Raw genomic sequence first — 24216 nt, 5'->3', positions numbered from 1 at the left:
CAGGTGAACGCGAGTGGCTCAATGTAGCCCCTTAAAGTCCTCTCATGAACCCCCAATTTGGCAATGGCGTGAACGTCTTTTTCGATGATGTGGGTCCCCGGGACGGAGCGCCCGTAATCCTGATCCACGGACATCCGTTCAACCGCACGATGTGGGGCCCCCAGACAGCCGCGCTGACGGCCGCCGGCTACCGGGTTATCACCCCTGACCTGCGAGGATACGGGGAAAGCCCGGTCCTCCCGGGCAAGGCGCTGCTGGCCGACCTCGCCGACGACCTGGCCGGTCTCCTCGCCCGCCTCGGCATCGAACAGGTGGTCGTCGGCGGTGTGTCCATGGGCGGGCAGATCGCCATGGAGCTGCGGCTGCGCCACCCGGGTGTGGTACGGGCCCTCGTGCTTTCCGACACATCGATGGAACCGGAGACCGAGGACGGCAGGAAGTACCGCCGGGAGCTCGCGGAACGGCTCCTCGCCGAGGGCATGAAGGGGTACGCGGAAGAGGTCATCGACAAGATGCTGGCGCCTTACAACGTGACCGGCATGCCCGAGGCGGCCGCCCGGGTGAGCGCCATGATGTGCGGGACCGACCCCGAGGGCGCGGCCGCCGCCCTGCGCGGGCGGGCCGAGCGCCCCGACTACCGCCCGGTCCTCGCCGGGGCCTCGGAGCCCTGCCTGCTGATCGTCGGGGCGGACGACGTCTACACCCCGGTCGCCGACGCCGAGGCCATGCACGCGCTGATGCCCCACTCCGTGCTCACGGTCATCGAGGGCGCCGGCCACCTGCCCGGGGTGGAGCGGCCGGAGGCCTTCAACCGGGCGCTGCTGGAGTTCCTCGCGGGGCTCTGATTGGCCCATGATCCCGGGCCGTGAATGGCTCTCCCGCGCGGGCCACCCGGCTGCTGGAATGACGGGGTGACGCTACGGATCCTGCCCCCGCCCGGGGCCCCGCGACGGCTCGCCGCGGCCCAGTTGAGCAACTCCGTCGGTGACGGCGCCTACTACGTGTGTTCGGCCCTCTACTTCACCCGCGTGGCCGGTCTCTCGCCCGCGCAGATCGGTCTCGGGCTGACCGTCGCCTGGGCCGTGGGCTCCGTGGCCGGCGTCCCCCTGGGGGCGCTCGCCGACCGGCGCGGGCCCCGGGGCGCCTCGGCGGTGCTGGCGGCCGCCACCGCGGCCTCGGTGCTCTCCTTCCTCGTCATCCGGTCCTTCTGGGCCTTCCTGGCGGCCGTGGTCGTGTACGCCACCGCCCAGTGCGGTCTCGGTGCCGCCCGGCAGGCGCTGCTCGCCGGACTGGTACCGGCGGAGCGGCGGACCGGGGTGCTGGCCCACCTGCAGTCGATGCTCAACGGCGGGCTGGCCCTCGGCGCCGCGCTCGGAGGCCTGGCCCTGGGCGCGGACACCGAGCGGGCCTACCTCGCGGTCTTCGTCCTGGACGCCGCGGGCTTCCTCGGCTGCGCCGCCCTGCTGCTGACGCTGCCCGCGGTGGCGCCCGTCCCCGGGCGGGCGGCCGGCGAGCCCCGGCTGGCGGTGCTCCGCGACCGCCCGTACGCACTGGTCACGCTCCTGAACGCGGTCCTGCTGCTGCGGATGCCGCTGCTCAGCCTCGCCGTGCCGCTGTGGATCGTGCGGCGCACGCACGCCCCCGGCTGGCTGGTGTCGGCGCTGTTCGTGCTCAACACCGTCGCCGTGATGCTCTTCCAGGTGCGCGCGGCCCGGACCGTGACCGGCCTGGACAGCGCCCGGCGGGCGCTGCGGATCTCCGGGGTGGTGATGGCCGCCTCGTGCGCCGTGTTCGCCCTCTCGGCGCTGCCGGGGGCGGGCTGGGCGGCGGCCGGGCTGCTCGTGGCCGGCGCGGTGCTCCAGGTGGACGCCGAGATGAGGCAGTCGGCCGGGTCCTGGCAGATCGGCTTCGCGCTGGCGCCCGCCGACCGGATCGGGCAGTACCAGGGCTTCTTCGGCACCGGGGTCCCCGTCGCCCGCACCCTGGGGCCGCTGGTCCTGACCTCGCTGCTGCTGGTGTGGGGCATCCCGGGGTGGCTGCTGCTGGGCGCCGTCCTGCTGGCCGCCTCGTACGGGATGGGCCCGGCCGTGCGCCGGGCCGAGGCCGCCCGCGCGCGGGGCGAGTCCCGGGACGGGGTCGCCGAAGCCGTGCGTCCGGGCTGAGGCGGGGGCGGGGACGGCCGCGGCAGATCCCTGGGCCTGGTCCTCGGCGGCACACCCGGCGGACCGAGCGGGCACGCCTGAGATCATCCGGGCATGGACGAGGTACTGCGCAGGCTCGCTTCCGTCGGGCCGTTCTTCGATGTGCCCCACGGCGCGCAGCCGCCCGGGGAGGGGTTCCGGCCGCTCGGCGAGCTGTACGGCGAGCGGCTGGAGCCGTACGTCGCCGAGGTCGGGCGGCGGATCGGCAGCGGGCCCGGGCGGGTGGCCGCCTCGACGGCCCAGCTCGGCATCGCCTCGCGGCTCTGGTCCGTCGGGCTCGGCTGCGCCGCCCTGGCCGGGCGGGTGCCGGACCTGGCACCGGACCGCGTCTGGTGGCGGCTGCCGCGGGCGGGTTCGCTGGAGCTGTGGCTGCCCGAGCCGGGTGGCCGGCCGGCCCGGGAGCTCGGTGAGAACGTCCTCGGGAACCTGGCCGTGCTCGACGCGGGACTGCGGGAGCGCTTCGGGGTCTCGCCGAAGGTGCTGCGCGGCAATGCCGCGTCGGGGCTCGTCGGAGCCCTGCGGGTACTGCTCGACCGGGTGCCGGGCGGCGCGGCCGTGGCCCTGGCCGGTGAACTGCTCGCCGAGGGCGGGGCCCTCGCGGGGACGGGCGCCTTCATCCACGAGGAAGGGCTCGGCGTGGCCTTCGTACGGCGCAGTTGCTGCCTCTACTACCGGGTGCCGGGCGGCGGGCTGTGCGGGGACTGCGTGCTGCGCACGAAGTAGCGGGCACGGCGGAGCGGGCCACCGGGGAGGAGCCGGGCTGCTCCCCGATGGCCCGCGGGGCGGTGCTGCGGAACCGGTGGGACTAGAAGGTCAGGTTCCAGGAGTCGATCCTGCCGGTGTCGCCGCCGGCGTTGTCGTTGACCCGCAGCTTCCAGATGCCGTTGGCGACCTCCGAGGAGGCGTTCACGGTGTAGACCTGGTTGATGTTGTCGGCGCTGCCGCCGGCCCGGTTGTGGACCGTGTACACGGTGCCGTCCGGGGCGATCAGGTCGACCTTCAGGTCACCGATGTAGGTGTGCACGATGTTCACGCCCACCTTGAGGGTGGCCGGGGCGTTGCCCGTGACACCGCTGACGGTGATGGGGCTCTCCACCGTGGTGTTGTCGCCGATGGCGAAGTCACCGGTGTTCTCGAAGTACTTGCCGGGGGGCGGGGTGGACCCGACCGCCTTCAGCGCGTCGACCTGGCCCTCGCCGAAGAAGCCGTTGTTGGCCGTGGTGCCCTTGCAGCGGCTGTCCGACGGGCAGGCGACGTCGTTGGCCTGGGCGGCCAGCTTGGCGCGGATCTGCGCCGGGGTGATGCCCGGGTTGGTGCTGGCGATCAGCGCCGCCACACCCGCGACGTGCGGGCTGGCCATCGACGTACCGCTCATGGTGGCGTAGGTGCCGCCCGGCGCGGTGGAGTAGACGTTGCTGCCCGGCGCGGAGACGTCGATGACGCCCTGTCCGAAGTTGGAGAACGAGGCCTTGGTGGTGCCGGTGCCGTTCGCCGCGACGGTGACCACGCCCGGGAGTTCGGTCGGGATGTCCAGGCAGGCGTTGGTGATGGTGCGCGTGACCGGGGTCGAGTCGTTCGGGCTCTCGGTGTCGGTCGTCTTGTTGGCCAGGTCGATGTTGGAGTTGCCGGCCGCCGCGACCTGCAGCGAACCCTTGCCCTCCGCGTACTCCTGGGCGCGCTTGACGCCCTCGATGATCGCGGCCTGGTCGGCGTTGTCCGGGCAGTTGAACTGCCACGGGTCCGTGTAGTAGCTGTTGTTGGTGACCTGGAAGCCGTGGTCACCGGCCCACATGAAGCCGCACACGGTGTTCTCGGCGAAGAAGAGCGAGGAGCCGGGCTCGGCGATGCGCACCGAGGAGATCTTCACGCTCGGGGCCACGCCGATGACACCCTTGCCGTTCTTGGCGGCGGCGACCGTACCGGCCACGTGGGTGCCGTGGGTGCCGACGTCGCGCCAGGCGCCCGTGCGGGTGTCCGGCTTGCCGTAGGCGCAGGAGGCGGAGTCCGCCGCGTTGAAGTTCGGCGCCAGGTCCTGGTGCTGGTCGTCCACACCGGTGTCCAGGATGCCGACCTTGACGGAAGGCGAGCCGGTGGTGACGGCCCAGGCCTGGTCGGCCTTGATCTGGGTCATGTCGACGCGGTTCGGCTCGCCCGCCGGCGTCGTGGCCTGCGCCGGATTGGCGGGCAGTGCCGGGTTGTAGGCGTCGGCCGGTACGTCCGAGGTACGGGTCGCGCCGACCTGCTGGACCCCGCTCACACCGCGCATCGTCGTGGCGAAGGTGCCGGAGGCGGAGTGGGCGACGATCACGCCGATCGCGTCGTAGTACTGGAAGACCGTGCCGCCGTTGGCAGTCACGGCGTTGCGGACCGCCGTGGTGTCACCGGGAGCGGTGATCACGAGGTAGGCGCGGGTGCCGGCAACCCAGGTCGCACTCTGGGAAGCCGGCGCCGCGGCCTTGGGCGCCGCGGCGGCGGAGCCGGCCTTGGCGGGGGAGCCGCCCGGCGAGACGGGGGCGGTGCCGGCGAGCGCGGCGGGGGCCCCGAAAGCGAGTGCGGCGCCGAGGGTGGCGGCCAGCACGAGGGTACGTCGAGGTCGGCTGGATATGTGGGGTATCAATGCGTCCTCCGAGGACGCGATGGTGCGGGTGGCACCTGTCGCGTCGTACGAAACGAGTGGTGGACGCAAGATGTCAGACGCATGCCCCGGTACGGAAGTACCTTTTACAGCACTACGGTTCGCGGGCGTTTGGCTGAAAATCGACTGTTGCCAGCGGTGTCGGGGGATGCCGGGGTCGGCAGGGATGCCGGGCCGGCGGGGCTGGGCACCGTGGGGGCGAACCCTGCCCGGCCGACCCGTACGGGCGTACCGGCTAGGCCGGAACGCCGTCCTTGGGGCCGCCCGCCGGCTGCGGCACCGCGGCCACCGGCTCCGCGGCCCGGTCGCCCTGGTCCGCGTGGCCCGTCCCGTGCCCGTCGTCGATGAGCGTGCTCTCGTCGAACGGCAGCCGTCCCGCGAGGACTTCACCGGCCCGGGCGTGGTCGAACTCCTTCGTCCACGTCCCGATCAGCACCGTCGCGACCGCGTTGCCCGCGAAGTTGGTCAGCGCCCGAGCCTCGCTCATGAACCGGTCGATGCCCACGATCAGGCCGACGCCGTCGACGAGTTCCGGCCGGTGCGACTGGAGTCCGCCCGCCAGCGTGGCCAGGCCCGCGCCGGTGACCCCGGCCGCACCCTTCGAAGCGATGACCATGAACAGCAGCAGCGAGATCTGCTCGCCCAGCGCGAGCGGCTTGCCCATCGCCTCGGCGATGAACAGCGAGGACATCGTCAGGTAGATCGCGGTCCCGTCCAGGTTGAAGGAGTAGCCGGTCGGCACCGTGATACCCGCGACGGGACGGGAGACCCCCAGGTGCTCCATCTTCGCGATCAGCCGCGGCAGCGCCGACTCCGAGGAGGAGGTCGACAGGATCAGCAGGAACTCCCGGCCCAGATAGCGCAGCAGGGCGAAGACGCTGACCCCCGTGCACACCCGCAGCAGCGTGCCCAGCACGAGGAACACGAACAGCAGACAGGTCGTGTAGAAGCCGATCATGATGACGGCCAGGGATTTCAGCGCGTCCATGCCCGTCGCCCCGACCACCGCCGCGATCGCGCCGAAGGCACCCACCGGCGCCGCCCACATGATCATCGCGAGCACCCGGAACACCAGCTTCTGCACGTGCCCGATCCCCCGCAGCACGGGCTCGCCCGCCGCGCCCATGGCCTGCAGCGCGAACCCGCAGAGCAGCGCCACCAGCAGCGTCTGCAGCACCTGCCCGCCGGTGAAGGCGGACACCAGGGTGGTCGGGATGATCCCGAGGAGGAACTCGGGGGTGCTCTGGGCCCCGCCCGCCTTGGCCTGCGCCTCGCCCGCGTGCTTGGCGGCCTCGGTCAGGTGCAGCCCGCTGCCCGGCTCCAGCAGGTTGCCGACCAGCAGGCCGATCGCCAGCGCGACCGTGGACATGACCATGAAGTAGCCGAGGGCGAGTCCGCCCACCGCCCCCACCTTGGCGGCCTTGCGGACCGAACCGATGCCCAGCACGATCGTGCAGAAGATCACCGGCGAGATCATCATCTTGATGAGGTTGACGAAGCCGGTGCCGAGCGGCTTGAGCTCCACGGCCACGCCGGGCGCGGCGAAGCCGACGGCGATGCCGAGCAGCACCGCGGCGATCACCGCGATGTAGAGATAGTGCGTTCTGTCGCGCCTGGCGGCCACGATGCCTCCTGGTGGTGAAGTCGTTCCGGGAGACCATCGCCCAGCGCTGTGACCCCGGTCACCCTTGCGTTCATTGAGTTCACGACCCGGTGCACACTGAGCGCCATGCTCCGCTTTCCCCGGCCCCCGCGCAGCCTCGCCGGCCAGCTCTTCGCCATGCAGGTGCTGCTGGTCGCCGTGGTCGTCGCCGGCTGCGCCGTCTTCGCGTACGCCACCGCGCGGGGCCAGGCCGAGGACGCCGCCCGGCGGCAGGCCGGGGCCGTGGCCCACGCGGTCGCCGACTCGCCGTCCGTGCACGAGGCCGTACGGGGCTCGGCGCGCGGGACCGACCCCTCGGCCGCCCTCCAGCCCTACGCGGAGAAGGTCCGCACCGGCTCCGGCGTGGACTTCGTGACGATCATGGCGCCCGACGGGCGGCGCTGGACCCACCCCGACCCGCGGCGCATCGGCGAGCCCTTCCTGGGCAACACCGCGCCCGCGCTGCGCGGCGAGACCTTCAGCGAGACCTACACCGGCACCCTCGGCCCGTCCATCCGCGTGGTCACCCCGATCGCCGACGGCGGCCGGATCGTCGGCCTGGTCAGCTCCGGGATCACCGTGCGCGCCATAAGCGACCGGCTCGCCGCGCAGCTCTCGGCCCTCGCCTGGGTCGCCGGCGGGGCCCTCGCCCTCGGCGGCCTCGGCACGTACGTGGTCAACGCCCGGCTGCGGCGGCACACGCACGGCATGAACGCGGCCGAGCTCAGCCGGATGTACGACTACCACCAGGCGGCCCTGCACGGGGTCCGCGAGGGACTGCTGCTGCTCGACGGGCAGCGCCGGATCACCCTGATCAACGACGCGGGCCGCGAACTGCTGAACCTGCGGGGCACGGTCACCGGATCCGGCGCCGCGGACCTGGGCCTGCCCGCCCCGCTCACCGGCGTCCTGCTGGCGGACCGGCCCCGGGTCGACGAGGTGCACCTGACCGCGGACCGGGTCCTGGTGGTCAACAGCGCGCCGGTCGCGGGCGGCGGCCGTCGCGGCACGGTCGTGACCCTGCGCGACCACACCGAACTCCAGGCGCTGACCGGTGAACTGGACCAGGAGCGGGGGTTCACCCAGGCCCTGCGCTCCCAGGCCCACGAGGCCGCCAACCGGCTGCACACCGTGGTCTCGCTGATCGAACTCGGCCGCGCCGACGAGGCGGTGGAGTTCGCCACCGCCGAACTGGAGCTCGCGCAGGCGCTGACCGACCAGGTCATCGCCGCGGTCGACGAGCCGGTGCTGGTGGCGCTGCTGCTGGGCAAGGCCGCGCAGGCGCACGAGCGGGGCGTGGAGCTGGTCGTCACCCCCGACAGCCGCAGCCTCGCCGAGGGGCGCGGCCTGCCGCCGGCCCGTGACCTGGTCACGGTGCTGGGCAACCTCATCGACAACGCGGCCGACGCCGTCACGGCCGTCCCCGGCGCGCGGATCGCGGTGACGCTGCGCCCCGACGGGGACGAACTGCTGCTGCGGGTCGCCGACAACGGCCCCGGGCTGCCGCAGGGCGTCGACGTCTTCCGCCGCGGCTGGTCCGGCAAGGGCGAGGGGCGGGGCCTCGGTCTCGCGCTGGTGCGCCAGGTGGCGCAGCGCTACGGCGGGAGCGTGACCGCCGCCCAGGGCCCGGCCGGGGGCGCGGAGTTCACCGTACGGCTGCCCGCCCCGGGCGGTGCCCGGTGAGCCCGGGAGAGGTGCGGGTGCTGATCGTCGAGGACGACCCGGTCGCCGCCGACGCGCACGCGCTGTACGTCGGGCGGGTGCCCGGATTCACGGCGGCCGGGGTCGCCCACTCGCTGGCCGAGGCCACCCGGATCCTGGAGCGGACCCGGGTCGACCTGCTGCTGCTCGACCTCACCCTGCCCGACGGGCACGGGCTGCGCTTCGCCCGCGGGCTGCGGGCCGCCGGGCATCCCGTCGACGTGATCGCGGTGACCTCGGCGCGGGACCTGGCCGTGGTCCGCGAGAGCGTCTCCCTCGGCGTGGTCCAGTACGTGCTGAAGCCCTTCGCCTTCCCGACCCTGCGCGAACGGCTGCTCCGGTACGCCGAGTTCCGCCAGACGGCGGGCGAGGCGGCCGGCCAGGACGACGTGGACCGGGCGATGGCCGCCCTGCGCGCCCCCCGCCCGGCGCAGCTCCCGAAGGGGCTGAGCGCGCCGACCCTGGACCGGGTCGCCGCCCTGCTGAGGGCGGCGGCCGAGGGGCTGACCGCGGCGGGGGCGGCCGAGGCGGCCGGGATCTCCCGGATCACCGCCCGCCGCTACCTGGAGCACCTGGTGGACACCGGCCGCGCGGACCGGACCCCCCGCTACGGCCAGGTCGGCCGCCCCGAACTGCACTACCGCTGGCTTCCGGCGGTGCCTCACGCGTCGAACGTGTAGAACTTCCGGTGGTCCAGCATGTCCGCCGGGGTGACGTCGTTCCAGGGCCGCATGGTGTCGTGCAGGTCCACGACGTTCGGGGTGCCCGCCGCCGGCAGGTACGCGGACTGCGGGTGGCGGGCCTGCCAGTCGGCCCACAGCTTGTCCACGAAGGCGTGGTGCATCCAGAAGACGGGGTCGTTCGGGGACACGCCGGTCGCCATCTGCCCGCCGACCCACACGTGCACCCGATTGTGCAGGTTGGCGCCCCGCCAGCCCTCCAGGCTGTTGCGGAAGCCGCCCGAGGCGCTGTTCCAGGGGGCCGCGTCGTACACGGGGATGGCCAGAACGGCGTCCACCTCCGCCCGGGTCGGCAGCTCGGCGACACCCGTGCCGAGGGCCCGGCGCAGGTAGGCGCGCCCGTCCACCCGTACGTTCACGTTCCACTTGCCGCCCGCGTGGGCGAAGGGCCCGTCGAGCACCTGGCCGTCCCGGGCCCGGCCGGTGCCGCCGAGGAAGTCGGCGGCCCACAGGGAGGAGCGGGAGGTGCGGTCGGCGGTCCAGTCCCAGTAGGGGATCGACACGTTCTTGTCGACCTTCTGCAGTTCCGCCTCGAACTCCAGCAGGAAGCGGCGGTGCCAGGGCAGGAAGGAGGGGGAGCGGTGGCCGACCCGGTCGCCCGAGTCCGTGTCGGACATGATGAAACCGTTGTGCGTGGTCACGAAGCGGTCGTACGTGCCGGTGCGCTTGAGCTCCAGCAGGGCCGCGGTGAAGGCGCGCTTCTCCTCGGCGGTGAGCGCGGCCTGGTTCTTGCGGACGGTCATGCCGCACCCCCGAACGGGGCGAGCTCGGAGCCCTGCAGCTCGCGGACCGCGGCGCGGGCGAGGGAGAGCGGGTCGCCAAACGTCTCGTAGTGGTTGACCACGCTGATCCAGGTGCCGTCGGCGTTGCGCATCACGTGCAGCTCGCGGCCGTCTATCCGGACCGTGGGCAGTCCGGCGCCGTGGTGGCCGCCGTGGTGGCCGCCCCCGTCCTGTGATATCCGGATGCGGCGGCCCTGGTAGACCTCTTCGGTGGCCGTGCCCGAGGTCGTCGGGGTGGTGGCCGGGGTGGCGTTCGCGGCGGTGGCCGCCATGCCCAAAGCGGTGAGTGCGCCGGCAGTGGTGCCTGCCAAGGCCTGTCGGCGGGTGATCTTGTTCATGGCCGAAGAGGTATCAGGGCACAGAAGACCATCGACCGATATCCGGACATCCATGGATAAGTTGCCGGTAGAACAAGTTGGATGATCTTCCCGTTCGGACCGGCTCCAGTGGCCCGAACGGGAAGACCTGCGGGCAGAACCCTACTGGACGGTAAATCCTGCGGTCGAACCGGCGGGCTATGGAGAGGGTCACATCCCCGAGTCGGCCGGAAGCGGCGCTGCGTGCCGACCGGCTGCCGCCAGGGTTCCTTACCTTTTGTCCCATATAGTCCCGATATGGCTCTCCATGAGACGAAGGACGAGGGCGCGCTCGACGCCGAGACGGATGTGTTCGCCTCCGCGCTGAGCGGCCAGATCCTCCCCAAGTACCGCATCCCCGAGGAGCACTCACCCACCGAGGTGGTCTACCAGCTCCTCCACAACGAGCTCCTCCTCGACGGCAACGCCGCCCAGAACCTGGCCACCTTCTGCACCACCTGGTCGGACGACGGCGTGCACCGCCTGATGAACGAGTGCCTCGACAAGAACATGATCGACAAGGACGAGTACCCGCAGACCGCCGAGATCGAGGAACGCTGCGTCAACATCCTCGCCGACCTCTGGAACGCCCCCGCCGGGACCGCCGCCACCGGCTGCTCCACCACCGGCTCCAGCGAGGCCGCCATGCTCGGCGGACTCGCCCTCAAGTTCCGCTGGCGCGAGCGCCGTCGCGCCCAGGGCCTGCCCGTGGACCGCCCCAACCTGGTCTGCGGCCCGGTCCAGATCTGCTGGGAGAAGTTCGCCCGCTACTTCGACGTCGAACTGCGCCCGGTCCCGCTCGAGCCCGGCGCCACCGGCCTGCGCGCCCACCAGCTCGCCGACTACGTGGACGAGAACACCATCGGCGTCGTCGCCATCATGGGCGTGACCTACACCTGCGACTACGAGCCCGTCGCCGAGTTCTCCGCCGCACTCGACGCGATCCAGGCCGAGCACGGCTGGGACGTCCCCATCCACGTCGACGGCGCGAGCGGCGGCTTCGTCGCGCCCTTCCTCCACCCCGACGTGGTGTGGGACTTCCGGCTGCCGCGCGTGGCCTCCATCAACACCTCCGGGCACAAGTACGGCCTCGCACCCCTCGGCGTCGGCTGGATCGTCTGGCGCACCGCCGACCTGCTCCCCGCGGACCTCGTCTTCAACGTGGACTACCTCGGCGGCGACATGCCGACCTTCGCCCTCAACTTCTCCCGCCCCGGCGGCGAGGTCATCGCCCAGTACTACCTCTTCCTGCGGCTCGGCCGCGGCGGCTACCGGCGCGTCCAGCAGGCCTGCGCCGACACCGCCCGGTACCTGGCCGGCGAGATCGCCGCCATGGGCCCCTTCACCCTCCTCTACGACGGCCAGGGCGGACTCCCCGCCGTCTCCTACACGCTCACCGACCCGGCGGCCTCCCCGTTCACCCTCTACGACCTCTCCGACCGGCTGCGCATGCGCGGCTGGCAGGTGCCCTCGTACCCGCTGCCGCCCGCCCGCGACGACACCGTGATCCAGCGGGTGCTCATCCGGCACGGCGTGACCCGCGACCAGATCGCCCTCCTCGCCGGCGACATGCGCCGGGCCGTCGACCACCTCACCGCCACGCCCCCGCCGGCGCCCGCGACCGAGCCCCGGTCGGGCTTCCACCACTGAGGTCCTCAGCCGGACGCCGACCAGCGCATGCCAAGGGCGTCGAGGGCCGCCACCCGCTCCGGGGTGAGCGAGCCCGCCCGCGAGCGCTGGTTGGCGATCCAGGCCCCCAGCCGCACCTCCCGGTCGCCGACCCGCTCCACGTGCCTGCGGGGCACCCTCAGGTGCCGTTCGCGCAGGTGGAACTGCCGGGCCGCCTCCAGATGGTTCGCCCACGCCTCGGTGTGGCTGGTGCGCGGCGCCGGACGTTCCGCCCCGCTCGCCGGGGTCACACCGAGGGTGTGCTCCAGCAGCCAGCGCTGCGCCCAGGACAGCCGCTCCCAGTTCAGCCGCTGGGTACGCACCCAGGCGCCCAGGTCCTCGCCCTGGACCAGCACCTCGCCGGGGGCGAGCGGCAGCCGGCCGCCCGCATCCAGGTGCACCCGGGTCAGGTGGAAGGCGCGCTGCCAGGAGATCTCCCAGTCCGGGCACCAGGAGGCGTCGATGGCCTCCAGCGCCTCCCGGCGGTCCTCCGAGAGTGCCCCGGCGCCCTGCCGGCGGGCCGCGGCCCGCTGGTTCTTCACCCACACCCCGACCGGCGCACCGCCCCAGGTGGCCTCCACCGGCGGAAGCAGGTGCCCGTGTTCCGCCGCCCAGCCGCGGGCCGCCGAGAGCCCCTCCGCGAAGGCCACGTCGAAGTGGCTCCACACCATGCCCAGCGCGTCGAGCTCGGCCGCCCGCTCCCGGCCGAGCGCGCCCCGGCGGTAGGTGCGCCGCACGTCCGCGATCCACTGGCCGAGCGGGAACCGGGCGAGCCCGGCCGGCCAGGCCTCGTCGCCCGCCGGCGCCTTGAAGCCGAAGGGGACCTTGAGGTCCCCGGCCAGGGCGGCGTAGATCCGGGCGGCCTCGACCCCGCGCCGCCAGTGCTCGTGCTCCGGGTTCAGCACCCGCAGCCGGACGAAGGCGGCCAGCACCGCCGGATCCCGGGGCGTGGAGAAGCTCAGCAGCCCCTGGGCCCCGCCGCTGAGGCCGCCCGGCGCCGCCACGGCAGCCGGGGTCCCGCCCGGCACCTGCGGCTGGGCCAGCGATTCGACCAGCCGGGTGTCGTGCGCGCGCAGCGCCTCCAGCAGCCGCGCCAGGTCCCCGTACGCCCGGGAGGTCAGCATCTCGGCGGGGCTCTCGCCGGGCCCCAGCAGCACCGGCACCACCAGCGAGGCGACCTTCCCCTCCCCGGGGCGGATCCGCAGCGCCCGCCCGACGGCCTGGACCAGGTCGGGCATGGATCCCCGTACGTCCGCCCAGAAGACCGAGTCGCACTCCTTGGTGTCCACGCCCTCGCCCAGTACCCGGACGCTGCCCAGGAACGCCTTCTCGGCGACGCGGGGATCGGCGAACGCGGACAGCACCCGCCGCCGGTGCGCCGCCGAATGCTGTCCGCACAGCCAGTCCGCCCACACCCGGCGGGGATGGACCGGGCGCGGGCTGCGGCTCGCCAGCCGCAGCCGCGTGGCCACCGCCGGCAGACCGGCGGCGAACGCCTCCGCCTCCTTGGTCAGGTGATGGAAGACCAGCGTCCGCCGGAACCCCTGGTGCACCGCGGCCTTCACGAGTGCCGTCTGCAGAGCGGCGAGCCGGGCCCCGCGCACCTCGTCCGACCGCCCGTCACGGCCCATCAGCACGGCCGCCTGGAACCCCGGATCGGTCACGTCCACGCACACCACCCGGTACGGCGCGCAGATCCCCCGGTCGATGGCCTCGGACAGCGAGAGGGTGTAGCAGCGGGCGCCGAACGGCCCCCGCGGGTCGTCCTCCATGGAGGCGACCAACTCGCCGCGCCCCTTGGCGCCGCTGCCGCGGCCCCCCTCCTCGCTCTCCTCGCTCTCCTCGCCGTCCTGCCAGACCCGTGGCGTGGCCGTCATGTAGAGCCGCCGCACGGCGGGGATCCGGGTGTTGTCGTGGACCACCGCCCAGGGCTTGCCGATCCGCCCCGAGGTCCGGTGCGCCTCGTCCACCACGACCAGGTCCCAGCCGGGCAGCCCCGACAGGTGCGCCCGCTCGACGATGCCCAGGCCGAGCGAGGCGTACGTGGCGAACACGGTCACCCGGTCCACCGAAGGGCCGCACCAGCGCGCCAGCTCCGCCGGATCGGTGGTCGTGGGGACCCCGGCGTCCTCACCGCGCAGCGAGCACACGGCGAGCGAGCGCCCCGTGCGGCCGCCGTCCCGCCAGGCCGCCGCGGTCTGCACCAGCAGGTCCAGCGAGGGCACCAGGACCAGGACCCGCCCGGCCCGCAGCTCCTCGGCCGAGCGGACGGCGACGAGGGACTTCCCCGACCCGGTCGCCATGATCACCTGGGTGCGCAGCCCGGCCTCCGGGACCCGGCCGTCGGCGGGCAGCTCCAGGGCCCGCACCACCGCGTCGACGGCCTCACGCTGGTGCGGGCGCAGCTGCTTTCTCACCATCTGCCTCACCCACCCCCCTGATCTGCTGATTCGTCTCCAGCTCCTATCCTGCCCTGATTTTGACGCAGGCGCCCGGAAGGTCGTGACACGGGTCACACCAGGGAGCGTCAAGTCCGGTCGGGTTGTCTTGTCCCATGGACATGAACGAGACCAAGAACGTACTGCTGGCCGGGGCGAGCGGAGTCCTGGGACGCCACATCACCGAGGCCCTCACCCGCACCGGATACACCGTGATCAGCCTCGGCCGGGGCGCCGGCGCCGACGTCCGGGCCGACCTGATGGACCGTGACGGACTGCTGCGCGCGGTCGACGGCCTCAAGGCCGACACCGTCGTGCACGCCGCGACCGCCCTGCGCGAGGCCCCGATGCGGCACAAGGACGTGTTCGCCACCGACGACCTGCGCCTCACCGGCACCAAGTACCTGATGGAGGCCGCCCACATCGTCGGCGCCCGCCGCGTCGTCGCCGAGTCGATGGTCTTCGGCTACGGCTACCGCGACTTCGGCGACCACGTCGTCACCGAGGAGGCCGACCCCTACGCCCCGGTCGGCGACCCGGCCGTGGAACGCCACCTCGAAGGGATGCGGGTCAAGGAGCAACTGGTCCTCGGCGACCGGGACATCGAGGGGATCGCGCTGCGCTTCGGCCTCTTCTACGGCGCCGGCGGAACCGAGTCGTTCGTCGAGCTGCTGCGCAAGCGGAAGATCGCGGCGGTCGCCGACCGGGGCAGGGTGCTGCCCTGGGTCGACCTCGCCGACGCCGGCCGCGCCGTGGCCCTCGCCGTCGAAGGCGGCCGCCCGGGAGAGGCGTACAACATCGTCGACGACACCCCGATGGGCTTCGGCGGGTACGTGAAGAAGGTCGCCGACGCCTTCGGCACCCCGAAGCCGCCGACCGTGCCCGCCTGGCTGATGCGCCCCTTCTCCTACGTCCACCGGGTCGTCAACACCAACATGCGCGTCTCCAACGCCAAGGCGAGGGCCGGTCTCGGCTGGGCGCCGAGCCACCCCGGATGCACCGAGGTCCTTCGGGCGCTCGCTGCCGGGTGAGCGGGAAGGCGAGCGGGAAACCACGACGGACGCCGGCCGGACCTTGATCGTCCGGCCGGGCGGTGCCAACGTGTCGATCATGACTGACCCCTTCGAGGAGCACCGGCGCCTGCTGTTCGCGGCCGCCTACCGCATGCTGGGCAGCGTCGCCGACGCCGAGGACATCGTGCAGGACGCCTGGCTGGCCTGGCACCGCGCCGACCGGACATCCGTCGGGAACCCCCGGGCCTACCTGGTGCGCACCGTCACCAACCTCAGCCTGAACCGGCTGAAGTCGGCCCGGGCCGTGCGTGAGACGTACGTCGGGCCCTGGCTCCCCGAACCCCTCCTCACCACGCCCGACACAGCCGAGGAGGCCGAACTGGCGGACACCGTCTCGACGGCGGTCCTGGTCCTCCTGGAAACCCTGAACCCCACCGAGCGCGCCGTGTTCGTGCTCCGCGAGGTCTTCCGCTACTCCTACGCCGAGATCGCCGAGGTCGTCGGCAAGTCCGAGGCGGCCGTCGGCCAGTCCGCCCACCGGGCCCGCGAACACCTGCGGGCCCGCCGCCCCCGCTTCACCGCCGACGCCGCCGAACAGCGCGAGATCGCCGAGAAGTTCCGCGCGGCCTGCGCCGGTGGAGACCTCGGCGAGGTGCTCGCGCTCCTGGCCCCCGACGTCGTCTCCTGGTCGGACGGCGGCGGTGTCGTCACGGCCGCCCGCCGCCCGCTCCACGGCCCGGACCACGTCGCCCGATGGTTCCTCGGCGTCCTGGCCAAGCCGGAGGTCCAGGGCGTCGAGATGCACCCCGCCGAGATCAACGGCGAGCCCGGCCTGCTGCTCGTGCACGGCGGCCTGAACGCCGGAGCCCTCACCTTCGACGCCGTGGACGGCCGGATCACCGCGCTGCGCCTCGCGATCAATCCGCGGAAGCTGCGCGGCCTCCGGGCCCGGACCGCCTAGGGCACGGTCACCGGGCGCCGAAGTTCTGCGTCCACCAGGGGCCGCCCGCACCCTGGTGGATGCCGACCCCGATGTCCTTGAAGGAGCAGTTGAGGATGTTCGCCCGGTGGCCCGGGCTGTTCATCCAGGAGTCCATGACCGACTTCGCCGTCTGCTGGCCCCGCGCGATGTTCTCGCCGTACGTCGACCAGCGGTACCCGGCCGCGGTCGTCCGGTCGCCCGGGTCCTGGCCGTCCGGGTTGGTGTGGTCGAAGAAGTTCCGCGCCGCCATGTCGTCGGAGTGCCCCTGGGCGGCCGCCCGCAGCTGCGAGTCCTCCTTCAGGGGGCCGCAGCCGGCCGCCGCCCGCTCGGAGTTCACCAGGGCTATCACCTGCCCGGCCATGCCCTGCGGGGCCGGGGCCGCGGGGGGAGCGGAGGTCTTCCTGGCCGGGGAGGCCGAGGTCTTCGCCGGGGTCGGGCTGGGACTCGGGCTCGCGGAGGCGGATGCCGAAGCCGACGGGGAGGGCGACGGCGAGGCGGAGGCCGACGGGGAGGGCAGCGCCGCGGCGGACTCGGTCGCCGAGAGCGCGGCCAGCGGGGCGGGCGCGTCCGCGTCCTTCTCACCGCCGGAACCGGGCAGCGTGCCCAGGTACACCAGGCCGCCGCCGGCCACGCACGCCGCGATCACCGCGGCGCCGACCACGCGGCGGCGCTGCCGACGCCGCCTGCGCAGTGTGCCGCGGCCGCCGTCCCCCGCCCCGCCCGCGCCGGTGCCCACCTGCGCGAGCTCGCCCGGGCCCGCGTCGGCCGCCGAGGCGGTGGGGGCGAAGCCGTCCGCCCCGGCCGTACGGCTCCACGCGAGCAGCGCCGCCGACAGCGGTACGAGCGCCAGTCCGGCCAGCAGCCCCTCCGCCGGGACCAGACCGCTCCACAGCCCGGAGCACCGCGCGCACTCGCGCGCGTGGCGGGCTATTCGCTTGCGCCACAGCGCGGACGGCTCCCCGTCCCAGGTCGCCACCACGGCCCGCAGCTCCTCGCACCGCGGCTGTGCGTCCAGCGCCCGCTCGACCACCCGGGCCGCCTCCAGCTGCGCCTTCATCCGCTGCACCCGCACCGCCGCGTGCTGCGGGGGCAGTTCCAGCGCGGTGGCCACCTCGGCGCGGGTCAGCTCCCCTGCGCACTCCAGCCACCACAGGGACAGCAGCGCCCGGTCGTCGGGCTCCAGCCAGCGGGTGGCGCGGGCCGTCTCGCGCCGCTGGCCCGACAGGTTCAGGCGTACGACGGTCAGGTCGACGAAGTCGGCCCCCGGGTCGGCCACGTCATCGGCCGCGTCCAGACCGGCGCTCTGGCCGAAGCCGTTCCGGCGGTCCTGCCAGTGCGCCCGGACCCGGTTCATCGCGATCGCCACCAGCCAGGACCGGAAACTCTCGTCCGAGCGCAGGCCGCCCAGCCCGTCGAGCGCGCGCAGCATGGTGTCCTGGACCACGTCGTCCACGTCCACGGACCCGTTCAGCGCCCGCCCGACGATGTTGTAGACCAGCGGCAGATGGGTGGCGACGAGCTCGTCCTGCGCCCGCGGATCGCCCGCGCGGGCCGCTGCCACCAGCGCTGCCGTCTGCTGAGTACTCATGTGATGTCCCTGTCCGTACCGGCGGTCGATGATGCCCAATACCTGGGAGACCGTCGAGAGGGGCCCCGATAACAGTTATCCGGAACCTCTTTTTCCCGGCGCCCCGAGAACCGTCAAAAAGGTACAAATGGGTGAAAGCGCCCAATCAACTCCCTTTCCGTCATATGCCCCTTGATGCTGTGTCAGTGGCAATCGTGCGAGGCATAATCGGACCGGTCGTCTCCGGAAGCGGTGGAGCCATGGGGGCACGGACCAATCTCCCAGGCGGACTTCCGCACCGACCGACCCCCAAGGCACCCGCACATGTTCCTGGCCAGCCGCCCCCGCCTCGCGGCCCTGCTCGCCGCGATCACCGTCGGCGTCGCCGGGACGACGGCCTGGGCCTACGGGCACGTGACCGATCGACAGACGGGCGGCCCTGAGGCGTTCGTCACACCGAGCGTCACCGAGGGCGCCGCGCTCCAGGTCGTCGCCCACCCCGACGACGACCTCTTCTTCATGAACCCCGACCTGAGCCGCTCCATATCGACGGGCATCAAGGTCACCACCGTCTACCTGACCTCCGGCGAGTCCGACGGCAGGAACGAGGCCCACAGCCCGCACCTGCAGGACGCCGCCGGCCCCGCCGACCGCGCCGCCTACGCGGAGGCCCGGCAGAACGGCATCCGGGCCGCCTACGCGGAGATGGCGACCGGCGAACGCACCAGTGCCTGGCAGCGCAGGTCCATACCCACCGCCGGCGGGGGCAGCGCGGAGGTGGACGTGCTCGTCGCCAGGCCCGAGGTCAACCTGGTGTGGATGCAGCTCCGCGAGGCCCGCAGCATCTCCGGGGACAACCCGGACAGCCTGCGCGGACTGTGGGACGGCAAGGTGCCCGCCCTGGGGGCGCAGCTGACCTCCGGGACGCCGGTCAAGCCCTGGTTCTCGTACAGCAGGGACCAGGCGGTGGCCGCCATAGCGGACGTGTTCGCGCGCTACCGGCCGACGACGATACGGACGCAGGACCCGACCCCCGGCAGGACGGGAGCCGGCACCTTCCTCGACCACCAGGACCACGTGTACGGCGCCCGCTTCGTGCAGGCGGCCGCCGAGCGCTACGCGAAGTCCGCGGACCGGCCGCACTTCTCCGTCCAGAACTACGTCAGCTACCCGAACAGCGCGCTGCCCCCGACGCTCGACCCGCGGACCGCCGAGGAGAAGCTCGGCTACCTCAAGACCTACGCCTGGACGGACCACCAGGACTGGTGCGGCAGCCCCGCCGGCTGCGGCGACCGCAAGACCGCGACCCGGCCCACCGGCGCGGGCTGGAGCCAGACCATCCGCTACAGCCGGGGCGACGGCACGTCCTGGATGACCGAAGGCGCCCGGGGGCGGCTGTGGGCCTTCGCGGTGCTCGACGGCCGGGTGGCGTATTGGTCGCGCACCGGCGCGCAGGCCCCCTGGCAGGGCCCCCGGTTCCTCCCCGGCACCGGCGCCGGCACCGTCGTGGACACCGGTGCGAGGGCGGTACGGCTGCCCGACGGCAGGATCGCCGTGTTCGCCACCCGCACGACCCTCGGGACGACGCCCCAGGACTACGGCAGGGACGTCGTGTACGCCGTCCAGGCCGCCGCGGGCGGGACGTTCGGCCCGTGGCAGTCCCTCGGCACCCCCGACAGCGTGGACATATCCGGCACCTCGGCGATCAGCGGACCGGCGGTCGCGGTCGATCCGGCGGGCCGGATGACGGTGTACGTACGCGATTCCGCGCACACGCTGCGCGCCCGGACGCAGACGGCGCCGGGCGGCCCGTTCGGCGCGTGGAAAGCCCTGGGCGGCGCCGGCCTCCTGGGCGATCCGGTCACCGCGACCGACGGATCGGGGCGGCAGCACGTGTACGCGGCGACCTCGGGGTCGGTCCTGGCCTGGGTCCGGCAGGCACCGGAAGGGCCGTTCGACGGCCCGTTCCCGACCGGGCTCCCGCAGACCACGGGCGTGCTCTCGGCGACCCCGGAGGGCGACGGGGTCCGGCTGTTCTTCCGCCGGCCCGGCACCGGCAACGTCGCCACGAGCCTGGCCGGCGCGGGCTCGCCCGCGCCGGAGTTCTCCCCGGTCGCCGAGGAGGGCGGCCTGGGAGGTTACGGCGCGGTCGGCGTCGCCGGCCACCTGCTCACGGGGCGCGCGGACGCGGGCACGATCGGATCGGCGGTCACGGACGGCACGCGCTCCTGGCAGCAGTCCCAGATGCTCTACACGGGCGCCCCGGCGGCCGTGGCCGGGCCGGCCGGAACCGCCCTCGCGGTGGTCCTCGGCCTGGACGCCGAGCTGCACGTCATCAACGACGTCCCGCCGGCCGGGCCGCACGGCGGCCGGACCCTTTCCCCGTGGCACAGGGCGGTCCAGCCCCGGCCGCACGCGCAGGACGCGAACGCCGGCCGGACCGTCGCGGGAGGACCTCCGCTGCGGTGACCCGCGCCGTGCGCCCGCGGACCCGGAACCCGGGTGGCCGCGGCGGGCGAAGCGGGCGACGATGACGGTCGGACCACCTCGCGAACCGCCGGACCACCTCGCCGGGCGACGGACCACCCCGCGGGCCGGCGGCACGACCCCCACCGACCAGCGATCGGGGTGCCCATGACCCCTCCCTCCCCCTCGTGCGGACGGGGCGCGTGCGTGCGGCCCGGTGCGATCCGTGCCGCGGCCGCCTGTGCGGCCCTCGTGGCCCTGGTGACGGGGTGCAGGAACGACGCCGCGCCCGCCTGGGGGTACCCGCAGCTCAGGACGACCCTGCGGTCGCTGTCCGCGAGCCTGGCGGAGGGCTGTGACGAGACGACCCCCGCGAGCTGCGTGGAACACCTCGACCGGATGGGCGCGTTGGCGGAACGGGCCTTCACGCAGGTCCTCGACCACGAGCTCGTCGACGCCGGATACGTGGCCGCGCGCAACGAGCTCCACGGAGCCAGGGCCCGGCGGGCCGCCGCCGCGGGGCAGGCGGCGGCCGGGCACGATCCGCACCACCTCCCGTTCACGCGCGCCGTGCGGGCCGAGCGGCGCGCGTACGAGCACCTCCTCGCAGAGCTGGAGCGCGTGCGCACCGCTCCGCCGCCGGGTGACGGGACGGAGCCGGTCTGAGGCGACGTCCGGCCCGGACAGGAGCGGACCTCAGGACCGCGACGGCGGCGCGGGGAGGCCCCCGTCGTCGAGCGCGACCAGCGAGAGGACGAGGATCGCACCCGTCCACGCCAGGGGTGCCACCGACGAGGGCCTGCCCGCCCGGTCGACCTTCTCGGGCAGTTCGCCGAGCATGTTCCGCTTGGCGAGGACCCAGTCCAGGACCTTCCCGGCCTCCGCCGTCCTGCCCGTGCCGGCCCAGGCGAGGGCGAAGAGCGACGTACTCGGCGTCCAGGCGTAGCCGCCCCACGGCGCCGTCGGATCGTTTCCGGGGGTGAGGCCCCCCTGGGGCAGGAGCAGGGCCCTGTACGTGGCGTCGAGCGCGCGGGGCAGGTCGGCCGGGGCCGCGTTGAACGGCGGCGCCATGAAGGTGACCGCGCTGTCGCGGCCGTGCTGTCCGTCGACGGTGCGCTGGTACCCCAGCGGCGCGAACCTGCCGGCGATCCCGGCGGAGAGCCGCGCGGCGGCGCCGGACCAGCGTGCCGCCTCGGCCGGGCGGCCGAGCTCCCGGGCGAGGTCCGCGGAGGCGTTGAGCCCGGCGAGCAGGGGTGCGGCCGTGCCGAGGTTCGTCGTGGCCGTCATCAGCTCCCAGTAGTCCGGGGACGCCGGCGGCAGCCCGTCCTTCCCCAAGGAGGCCGCCGCGCGGTCGGCCGCCTTGCGGATCATCGGGTAGAGGGCCGTCAGCCGGGCGTGGCGGGTGGCCCGCGGTGCCGTCCGGTACCACTGCCAGGCCGCCCAGGGGACCCAGCCGTTGGCGTCGAGCTGCCACCGCCGGCCGTCCGGGGGACCGGAGCCGTCGAGTTTCGTCCGGGCGTCCCAGGTACCGTCCTTCCGCTGGGTCGCCGCGCTGTAGCGCAGGATCCGGTACGCCTCGTCCTCGTGACCGGTGTGGGCGAACGCGGCGGCGGCGAAACTGGCGTCCCGCGGCCAGGAGTACATCCAGCCGGGCGTCCATCCCGCCGCCAGGGCCCCGTTGGGCCGCAGCAGGGCGCGCGTGGACAGCAGGGCCCGCTCCGCCGCCGCCCGCTGTGCGGGTGACCTGCCCGGCACCCGGCCGGCCGCCAGCCAGCCGCGGCTCCGCGCGATCTGCCGCCGGGCCGCCGGATCGCCGGCGGCGACCGGAACCGAGGCCGTCCGGTCGGCGGGGACGTACCTCCAGCGGCCGGACGGCAGCCGCAGTACGTTGCTCCGCTCGACGTACTGCGCGTCCTTGGCCAGCGCCGCGGTGATGCCCTCGACGGCGGTCGCGTGGGCCAGGAGGCCGACGGTGGGGACGGCGAGGATCGCCGAGGGCGCGTAGCTGCCCTCGGCTTCCCCGTGGCTCTGGTGCCCCAGGGCCCGCACGAAGAACACCTGTCGCTTCTCGGCGGCGGGCCGGGCGACCGGGACCGCCGCGACGCACACCGGCAGCGCGACGCCGGCGAGGGTCGCCGTGACGACTGCCCAGCGGACCAGCGGGACAGCGGACATGACCGCTCCTTCTGCGCACGCGGACCCCCGGAAGGCCCATCGTGGGGCAGGCGCGGCAGGCCCGCCACGACACGCCCGCCGCCCGGGTGACCGGGCCCGCCCCGGATGCCGGTCGGCGGCGGAGTGTGCACATTGGTGTGATCGGGCCCGCCCTGACGTGACCGCCACCGGCAGGCACACCGGCCGTCGGCCCGGCCGGGAGCCGTCGCTGCGGAGGACTGCCGAATGATCACTGCCACGACCGGGAGCGACACCGAGGACGAGGACGCGGGCCGCCGGACGCACGCCTCCGTGGCGGGCCGCGAAACGGGCCGGCGCCGCCTCGTCCACCGGATGCTGCGGGGCGCCGGCGCGGCCGTGCTCGCGGCGGCCGGAGCCCTGGTCGCCGTGGGGTGCTTCCTCGGCCTCTACCTGCGGCCCACCTCCGACGACTGGTGCGCCGCCTGGAAAGCCCGGGACCTCGGCGTCGTCGGCATCACCTCCGACTTCTACCTGACGCAGAACGGCCGCCTCACCAACGCCTTCCTGAGCGGCCTCGTCTACGGGGAGGGACTCGCGGGAGTCAAGATCCTCCCGACCGTCATCACGGTCGCCTTCACGGTCGGCCTGGTCCTGCTGGGGAGCCGGTTCGTCCGCCTCCTCGGCGGAAGACCCGGGGTCCTGACGCTGACCGCCTGCGCCCTCGTCATCCAGGCGGTGCTCTACTACGCCGGAACGCGCAGCTTCCAGGTCCTGCTCTGGGCACCCGCCACGATCTCGCACACGGTCCCCAGCGTCATCGGGGTGTGGGCGTTCCTGCTGGCGATCCGGACCGCCGGCACGTCCCGCTCCGGCGCACGTGCGCTCGGATTCGCCGCGGCGTTCCTCATCGGGTTCGCGATCGGCACCCTCAGCGAACCGTTCGCGCTCGTCAGCGGCCTGCTGGCGGCGGGAGCCGGGCTGCTGGCGCTGCCCCGCCTCGGCCTGGCACGGACCTGGCGCCCGTCCACCTGGTGCCTGCTCTGGTGCTCCGGACTCCTCTGCGGCCTGATCGTGCTCTACACCTCACCCGGCGCCCGATGGCGCCGTGCCCAGCAGCCGGAGCAGGAGTCCCCGCTCTCCCCGGCCGAACTCCGGGCCGCCCTGCGCGACTGGCTCCACATGTGGGAGACCGTGACCGGCCAGTGGGCCTACCTCGGCGCCGTCGCCGTCGGCGTCCTCCTGGGCCTGGCGGCAGGGCTGCGCGTCCCGGCGACGCGGCTGCGGCAGCGCGACCGGGGCCCCGCCGTCCCGCGGGCCACGCTGGTCGCGGCCCTGCTGCTTCCGGTGCCGGTGGTGGTCCTGGGCTCGTTCGCCGTGGTGCTGGGCCTGCGCAGCGGCTACGGCCCGAGCGGGTGGACGTACGCCCGCACGTGGACGAACTATCTCGTGCCGATGGAACTGGCACTGTGCGCCTACGGTGCGCTGCTCGGGGCGTGGGCCCGGCGGCTCCCGGCACGCGGGCGGACCTCCGCGTTCGCCCTGCCCGCCGGCATCGTGGCCGCGGGCGGCCTCGCGCTGGCCGCACTGGCCGCGCTCGTCCCCGCCGTCCAGCAGCTCACCACCGCCACCGTCACCCGCGCCGTGGCCTGGGACGCCCAGAACTCCCGCATCTGGACCGAGGCCGCACGCGGAGCCACCGACATCGGATACCGCCCCCTGCACATCGGGAACCTGGCCGAGCCCTTCTACACGTCCGCCTACGACAAGGACTGGGTCGCCGCCTGCGTGTCGAAGTGGTACGGGATCGACCGCATCCACCGCATCTGACGGGCCGTCCGGGTAGGGTCTAGACCACATCGTCTCCGCGCGGCGAACGACGACAGGGCGTT

The 24216-nt window shown here is 73.8% G+C and carries 18 protein-coding genes; 11 read left to right on the top strand and 7 right to left on the bottom strand.

The annotated features are described in order from the left end of the window. Positions 1-44 precede the first annotated feature (44 nt). The 3 genes from ACZ6Y1_RS00860 to ACZ6Y1_RS00850 all read left to right on the top strand — a co-directional run bounded on the left by ACZ6Y1_RS00860 (position 45) and on the right by ACZ6Y1_RS00850 (position 2924). Positions 45-845, top strand: a complete 801-nt coding sequence (locus ACZ6Y1_RS00860) for an alpha/beta fold hydrolase (protein ID WP_469620373.1) — start codon at positions 45-47, stop codon at positions 843-845. A 66-nt stretch (positions 846-911) separates the two neighbouring features. Beyond that, the gene (locus ACZ6Y1_RS00855) at positions 912-2162 is read left to right on the top strand and encodes an MFS transporter (RefSeq protein WP_469620370.1); all 1251 of its coding nucleotides are present in this window, start codon (positions 912-914) and stop codon (positions 2160-2162) included. Between the two features lie 93 nt (positions 2163-2255). Then, positions 2256-2924 carry a (2Fe-2S)-binding protein gene (locus ACZ6Y1_RS00850; protein ID WP_469620366.1) on the top strand — a complete coding sequence of 223 codons (669 nt, stop codon included), beginning with the start codon at positions 2256-2258 and terminating at the stop codon, positions 2922-2924. Positions 2925-3006: 82 nt separating this feature from the next. Here ACZ6Y1_RS00850 and ACZ6Y1_RS00845 read toward each other — a convergent pair whose 3' ends face one another. Then, a complete protein-coding gene (locus tag ACZ6Y1_RS00845; RefSeq protein ID WP_469620363.1) occupies positions 3007-4779 on the bottom strand; it encodes a S8 family peptidase in 1773 nt (590 codons plus the stop codon). Positions 4780-5071: 292 nt separating this feature from the next. After that, positions 5072-6460 (bottom strand): cation:dicarboxylate symporter family transporter, encoded by a 1389-nt coding sequence (locus ACZ6Y1_RS00840; protein WP_469620359.1) that lies wholly within the window; start codon positions 6458-6460, stop codon positions 5072-5074. A gap of 105 nt (positions 6461-6565) precedes the next feature. Here ACZ6Y1_RS00840 and ACZ6Y1_RS00835 point away from each other — a divergent pair, with 105 nt between their 5' ends. Together ACZ6Y1_RS00835 and ACZ6Y1_RS00830 are read left to right on the top strand one after the other, a co-directional pair. Continuing rightward, positions 6566-8161 (top strand): sensor histidine kinase, encoded by a 1596-nt coding sequence (locus ACZ6Y1_RS00835; protein WP_469620355.1) that lies wholly within the window; start codon positions 6566-6568, stop codon positions 8159-8161. After that, positions 8158-8859 carry a response regulator gene (locus ACZ6Y1_RS00830; protein WP_469620351.1) on the top strand — a complete coding sequence of 234 codons (702 nt, stop codon included), beginning with the start codon at positions 8158-8160 and terminating at the stop codon, positions 8857-8859. The genes ACZ6Y1_RS00835 and ACZ6Y1_RS00830 overlap by 4 nt, the downstream gene beginning before the upstream one ends. Here ACZ6Y1_RS00830 and melC2 read toward each other — a convergent pair. Both melC2 and melC1 read right to left on the bottom strand, forming a co-directional pair. Then, a complete protein-coding gene (gene melC2, locus ACZ6Y1_RS00825; RefSeq protein WP_469620348.1) occupies positions 8841-9662 on the bottom strand; it encodes a tyrosinase MelC2 in 822 nt (273 codons plus the stop codon). The two genes, ACZ6Y1_RS00830 and melC2, sit on opposite strands and share 19 nt — an antisense overlap. After that, positions 9659-10039 (bottom strand): apotyrosinase chaperone MelC1, encoded by a 381-nt coding sequence (gene melC1 / locus ACZ6Y1_RS00820; RefSeq protein ID WP_469620345.1) that lies wholly within the window; start codon positions 10037-10039, stop codon positions 9659-9661. Before melC1 ends, melC2 begins: the two co-directional genes overlap by 4 nt. A 276-nt stretch (positions 10040-10315) precedes the next feature. Between melC1 and ACZ6Y1_RS00815 the strand changes: the two genes are divergently transcribed. Further along, positions 10316-11707, top strand: a complete 1392-nt coding sequence (locus ACZ6Y1_RS00815) for a glutamate decarboxylase (protein ID WP_469620330.1) — start codon at positions 10316-10318, stop codon at positions 11705-11707. 5 nt (positions 11708-11712) lie between these two features. Here ACZ6Y1_RS00815 and ACZ6Y1_RS00810 read toward each other — a convergent pair whose 3' ends face one another. Continuing rightward, positions 11713-14145, bottom strand: coding sequence for a helicase associated domain-containing protein (locus ACZ6Y1_RS00810; RefSeq protein WP_469620313.1), 2433 nt, complete (start codon positions 14143-14145; stop codon positions 11713-11715). Between the two features lie 134 nt (positions 14146-14279). On the opposite strand from ACZ6Y1_RS00810, the gene ACZ6Y1_RS00805 reads away from it, so the two are divergent. Further along, entirely contained in the window at positions 14280-15194 is a 915-nt protein-coding gene (locus ACZ6Y1_RS00805) for an NAD-dependent epimerase/dehydratase family protein (protein WP_469620310.1), read from the top strand. A 79-nt stretch (positions 15195-15273) separates the two neighbouring features. Further along, the gene (locus ACZ6Y1_RS00800) at positions 15274-16137 is read left to right on the top strand and encodes an RNA polymerase sigma-70 factor (protein WP_469620305.1); all 864 of its coding nucleotides are present in this window, start codon (positions 15274-15276) and stop codon (positions 16135-16137) included. Positions 16138-16144: 7 nt separating this feature from the next. On the opposite strand, the gene ACZ6Y1_RS00795 is transcribed toward ACZ6Y1_RS00800, so the two are convergent. Next, the gene (locus tag ACZ6Y1_RS00795; protein WP_469620302.1) at positions 16145-17746 is read right to left on the bottom strand and encodes a sigma-70 family RNA polymerase sigma factor; all 1602 of its coding nucleotides are present in this window, start codon (positions 17744-17746) and stop codon (positions 16145-16147) included. Positions 17747-18049: 303 nt separating this feature from the next. Here ACZ6Y1_RS00795 and ACZ6Y1_RS00790 point away from each other — a divergent pair, with 303 nt between their 5' ends. Next, complete coding sequence (locus tag ACZ6Y1_RS00790; protein WP_469620299.1) at positions 18050-20194, top strand: PIG-L family deacetylase; 2145 nt, start codon at positions 18050-18052, stop codon at positions 20192-20194. Positions 20195-20359: 165 nt separating this feature from the next. Further along, positions 20360-20857 carry a hypothetical protein gene (locus tag ACZ6Y1_RS00785; RefSeq protein ID WP_469620296.1) on the top strand — a complete coding sequence of 166 codons (498 nt, stop codon included), beginning with the start codon at positions 20360-20362 and terminating at the stop codon, positions 20855-20857. Between the two features lie 30 nt (positions 20858-20887). On the opposite strand, the gene ACZ6Y1_RS00780 is transcribed toward ACZ6Y1_RS00785, so the two are convergent. Further along, a complete protein-coding gene (locus ACZ6Y1_RS00780) occupies positions 20888-22366 on the bottom strand; it encodes a glycoside hydrolase family 15 protein (protein WP_469620294.1) in 1479 nt (492 codons plus the stop codon). 225 nt (positions 22367-22591) lie between these two features. Here ACZ6Y1_RS00780 and ACZ6Y1_RS00775 point away from each other — a divergent pair, with 225 nt between their 5' ends. Continuing rightward, positions 22592-24154 (top strand): DUF6056 family protein, encoded by a 1563-nt coding sequence (locus ACZ6Y1_RS00775; protein WP_469620292.1) that lies wholly within the window; start codon positions 22592-22594, stop codon positions 24152-24154. Positions 24155-24216: the final 62 nt, after the last annotated feature.

This window comes from Streptomyces sp. NPDC053432, assembly GCF_055585365.1.
The sequence above is the reverse complement of the archived record's forward strand: the minus strand, read 5'-3'. Positions and strand labels throughout refer to the sequence as shown.

What these genes read in the sequence shown, in the direction of transcription:
- ACZ6Y1_RS00860 (WP_469620373.1), top strand. Translation starts at nt 45, where the DNA reads ATGAACCCCCAATTTGGCAATGGCGTGAACGTCTTTTTCGATGATGTG.
- ACZ6Y1_RS00850 (WP_469620366.1), top strand. Translation starts at nt 2,256, where the DNA reads ATGGACGAGGTACTGCGCAGGCTCGCTTCCGTCGGGCCGTTCTTCGAT.
- ACZ6Y1_RS00835 (WP_469620355.1), top strand. Translation starts at nt 6,566, where the DNA reads ATGCTCCGCTTTCCCCGGCCCCCGCGCAGCCTCGCCGGCCAGCTCTTC.
- melC2 (WP_469620348.1), bottom strand. Translation starts at nt 9,662, where the DNA reads ATGACCGTCCGCAAGAACCAGGCCGCGCTCACCGCCGAGGAGAAGCGC.
- melC1 (WP_469620345.1), bottom strand. Translation starts at nt 10,039, where the DNA reads ATGAACAAGATCACCCGCCGACAGGCCTTGGCAGGCACCACTGCCGGC.
- ACZ6Y1_RS00815 (WP_469620330.1), top strand. Translation starts at nt 10,316, where the DNA reads ATGGCTCTCCATGAGACGAAGGACGAGGGCGCGCTCGACGCCGAGACG.
- ACZ6Y1_RS00810 (WP_469620313.1), bottom strand. Translation starts at nt 14,145, where the DNA reads ATGGTGAGAAAGCAGCTGCGCCCGCACCAGCGTGAGGCCGTCGACGCG.
- ACZ6Y1_RS00805 (WP_469620310.1), top strand. Translation starts at nt 14,280, where the DNA reads ATGGACATGAACGAGACCAAGAACGTACTGCTGGCCGGGGCGAGCGGA.
- ACZ6Y1_RS00800 (WP_469620305.1), top strand. Translation starts at nt 15,274, where the DNA reads ATGACTGACCCCTTCGAGGAGCACCGGCGCCTGCTGTTCGCGGCCGCC.
- ACZ6Y1_RS00795 (WP_469620302.1), bottom strand. Translation starts at nt 17,746, where the DNA reads ATGAGTACTCAGCAGACGGCAGCGCTGGTGGCAGCGGCCCGCGCGGGC.
- ACZ6Y1_RS00790 (WP_469620299.1), top strand. Translation starts at nt 18,050, where the DNA reads ATGTTCCTGGCCAGCCGCCCCCGCCTCGCGGCCCTGCTCGCCGCGATC.
- ACZ6Y1_RS00785 (WP_469620296.1), top strand. Translation starts at nt 20,360, where the DNA reads ATGACCCCTCCCTCCCCCTCGTGCGGACGGGGCGCGTGCGTGCGGCCC.
- ACZ6Y1_RS00780 (WP_469620294.1), bottom strand. Translation starts at nt 22,366, where the DNA reads ATGTCCGCTGTCCCGCTGGTCCGCTGGGCAGTCGTCACGGCGACCCTC.
- ACZ6Y1_RS00775 (WP_469620292.1), top strand. Translation starts at nt 22,592, where the DNA reads ATGATCACTGCCACGACCGGGAGCGACACCGAGGACGAGGACGCGGGC.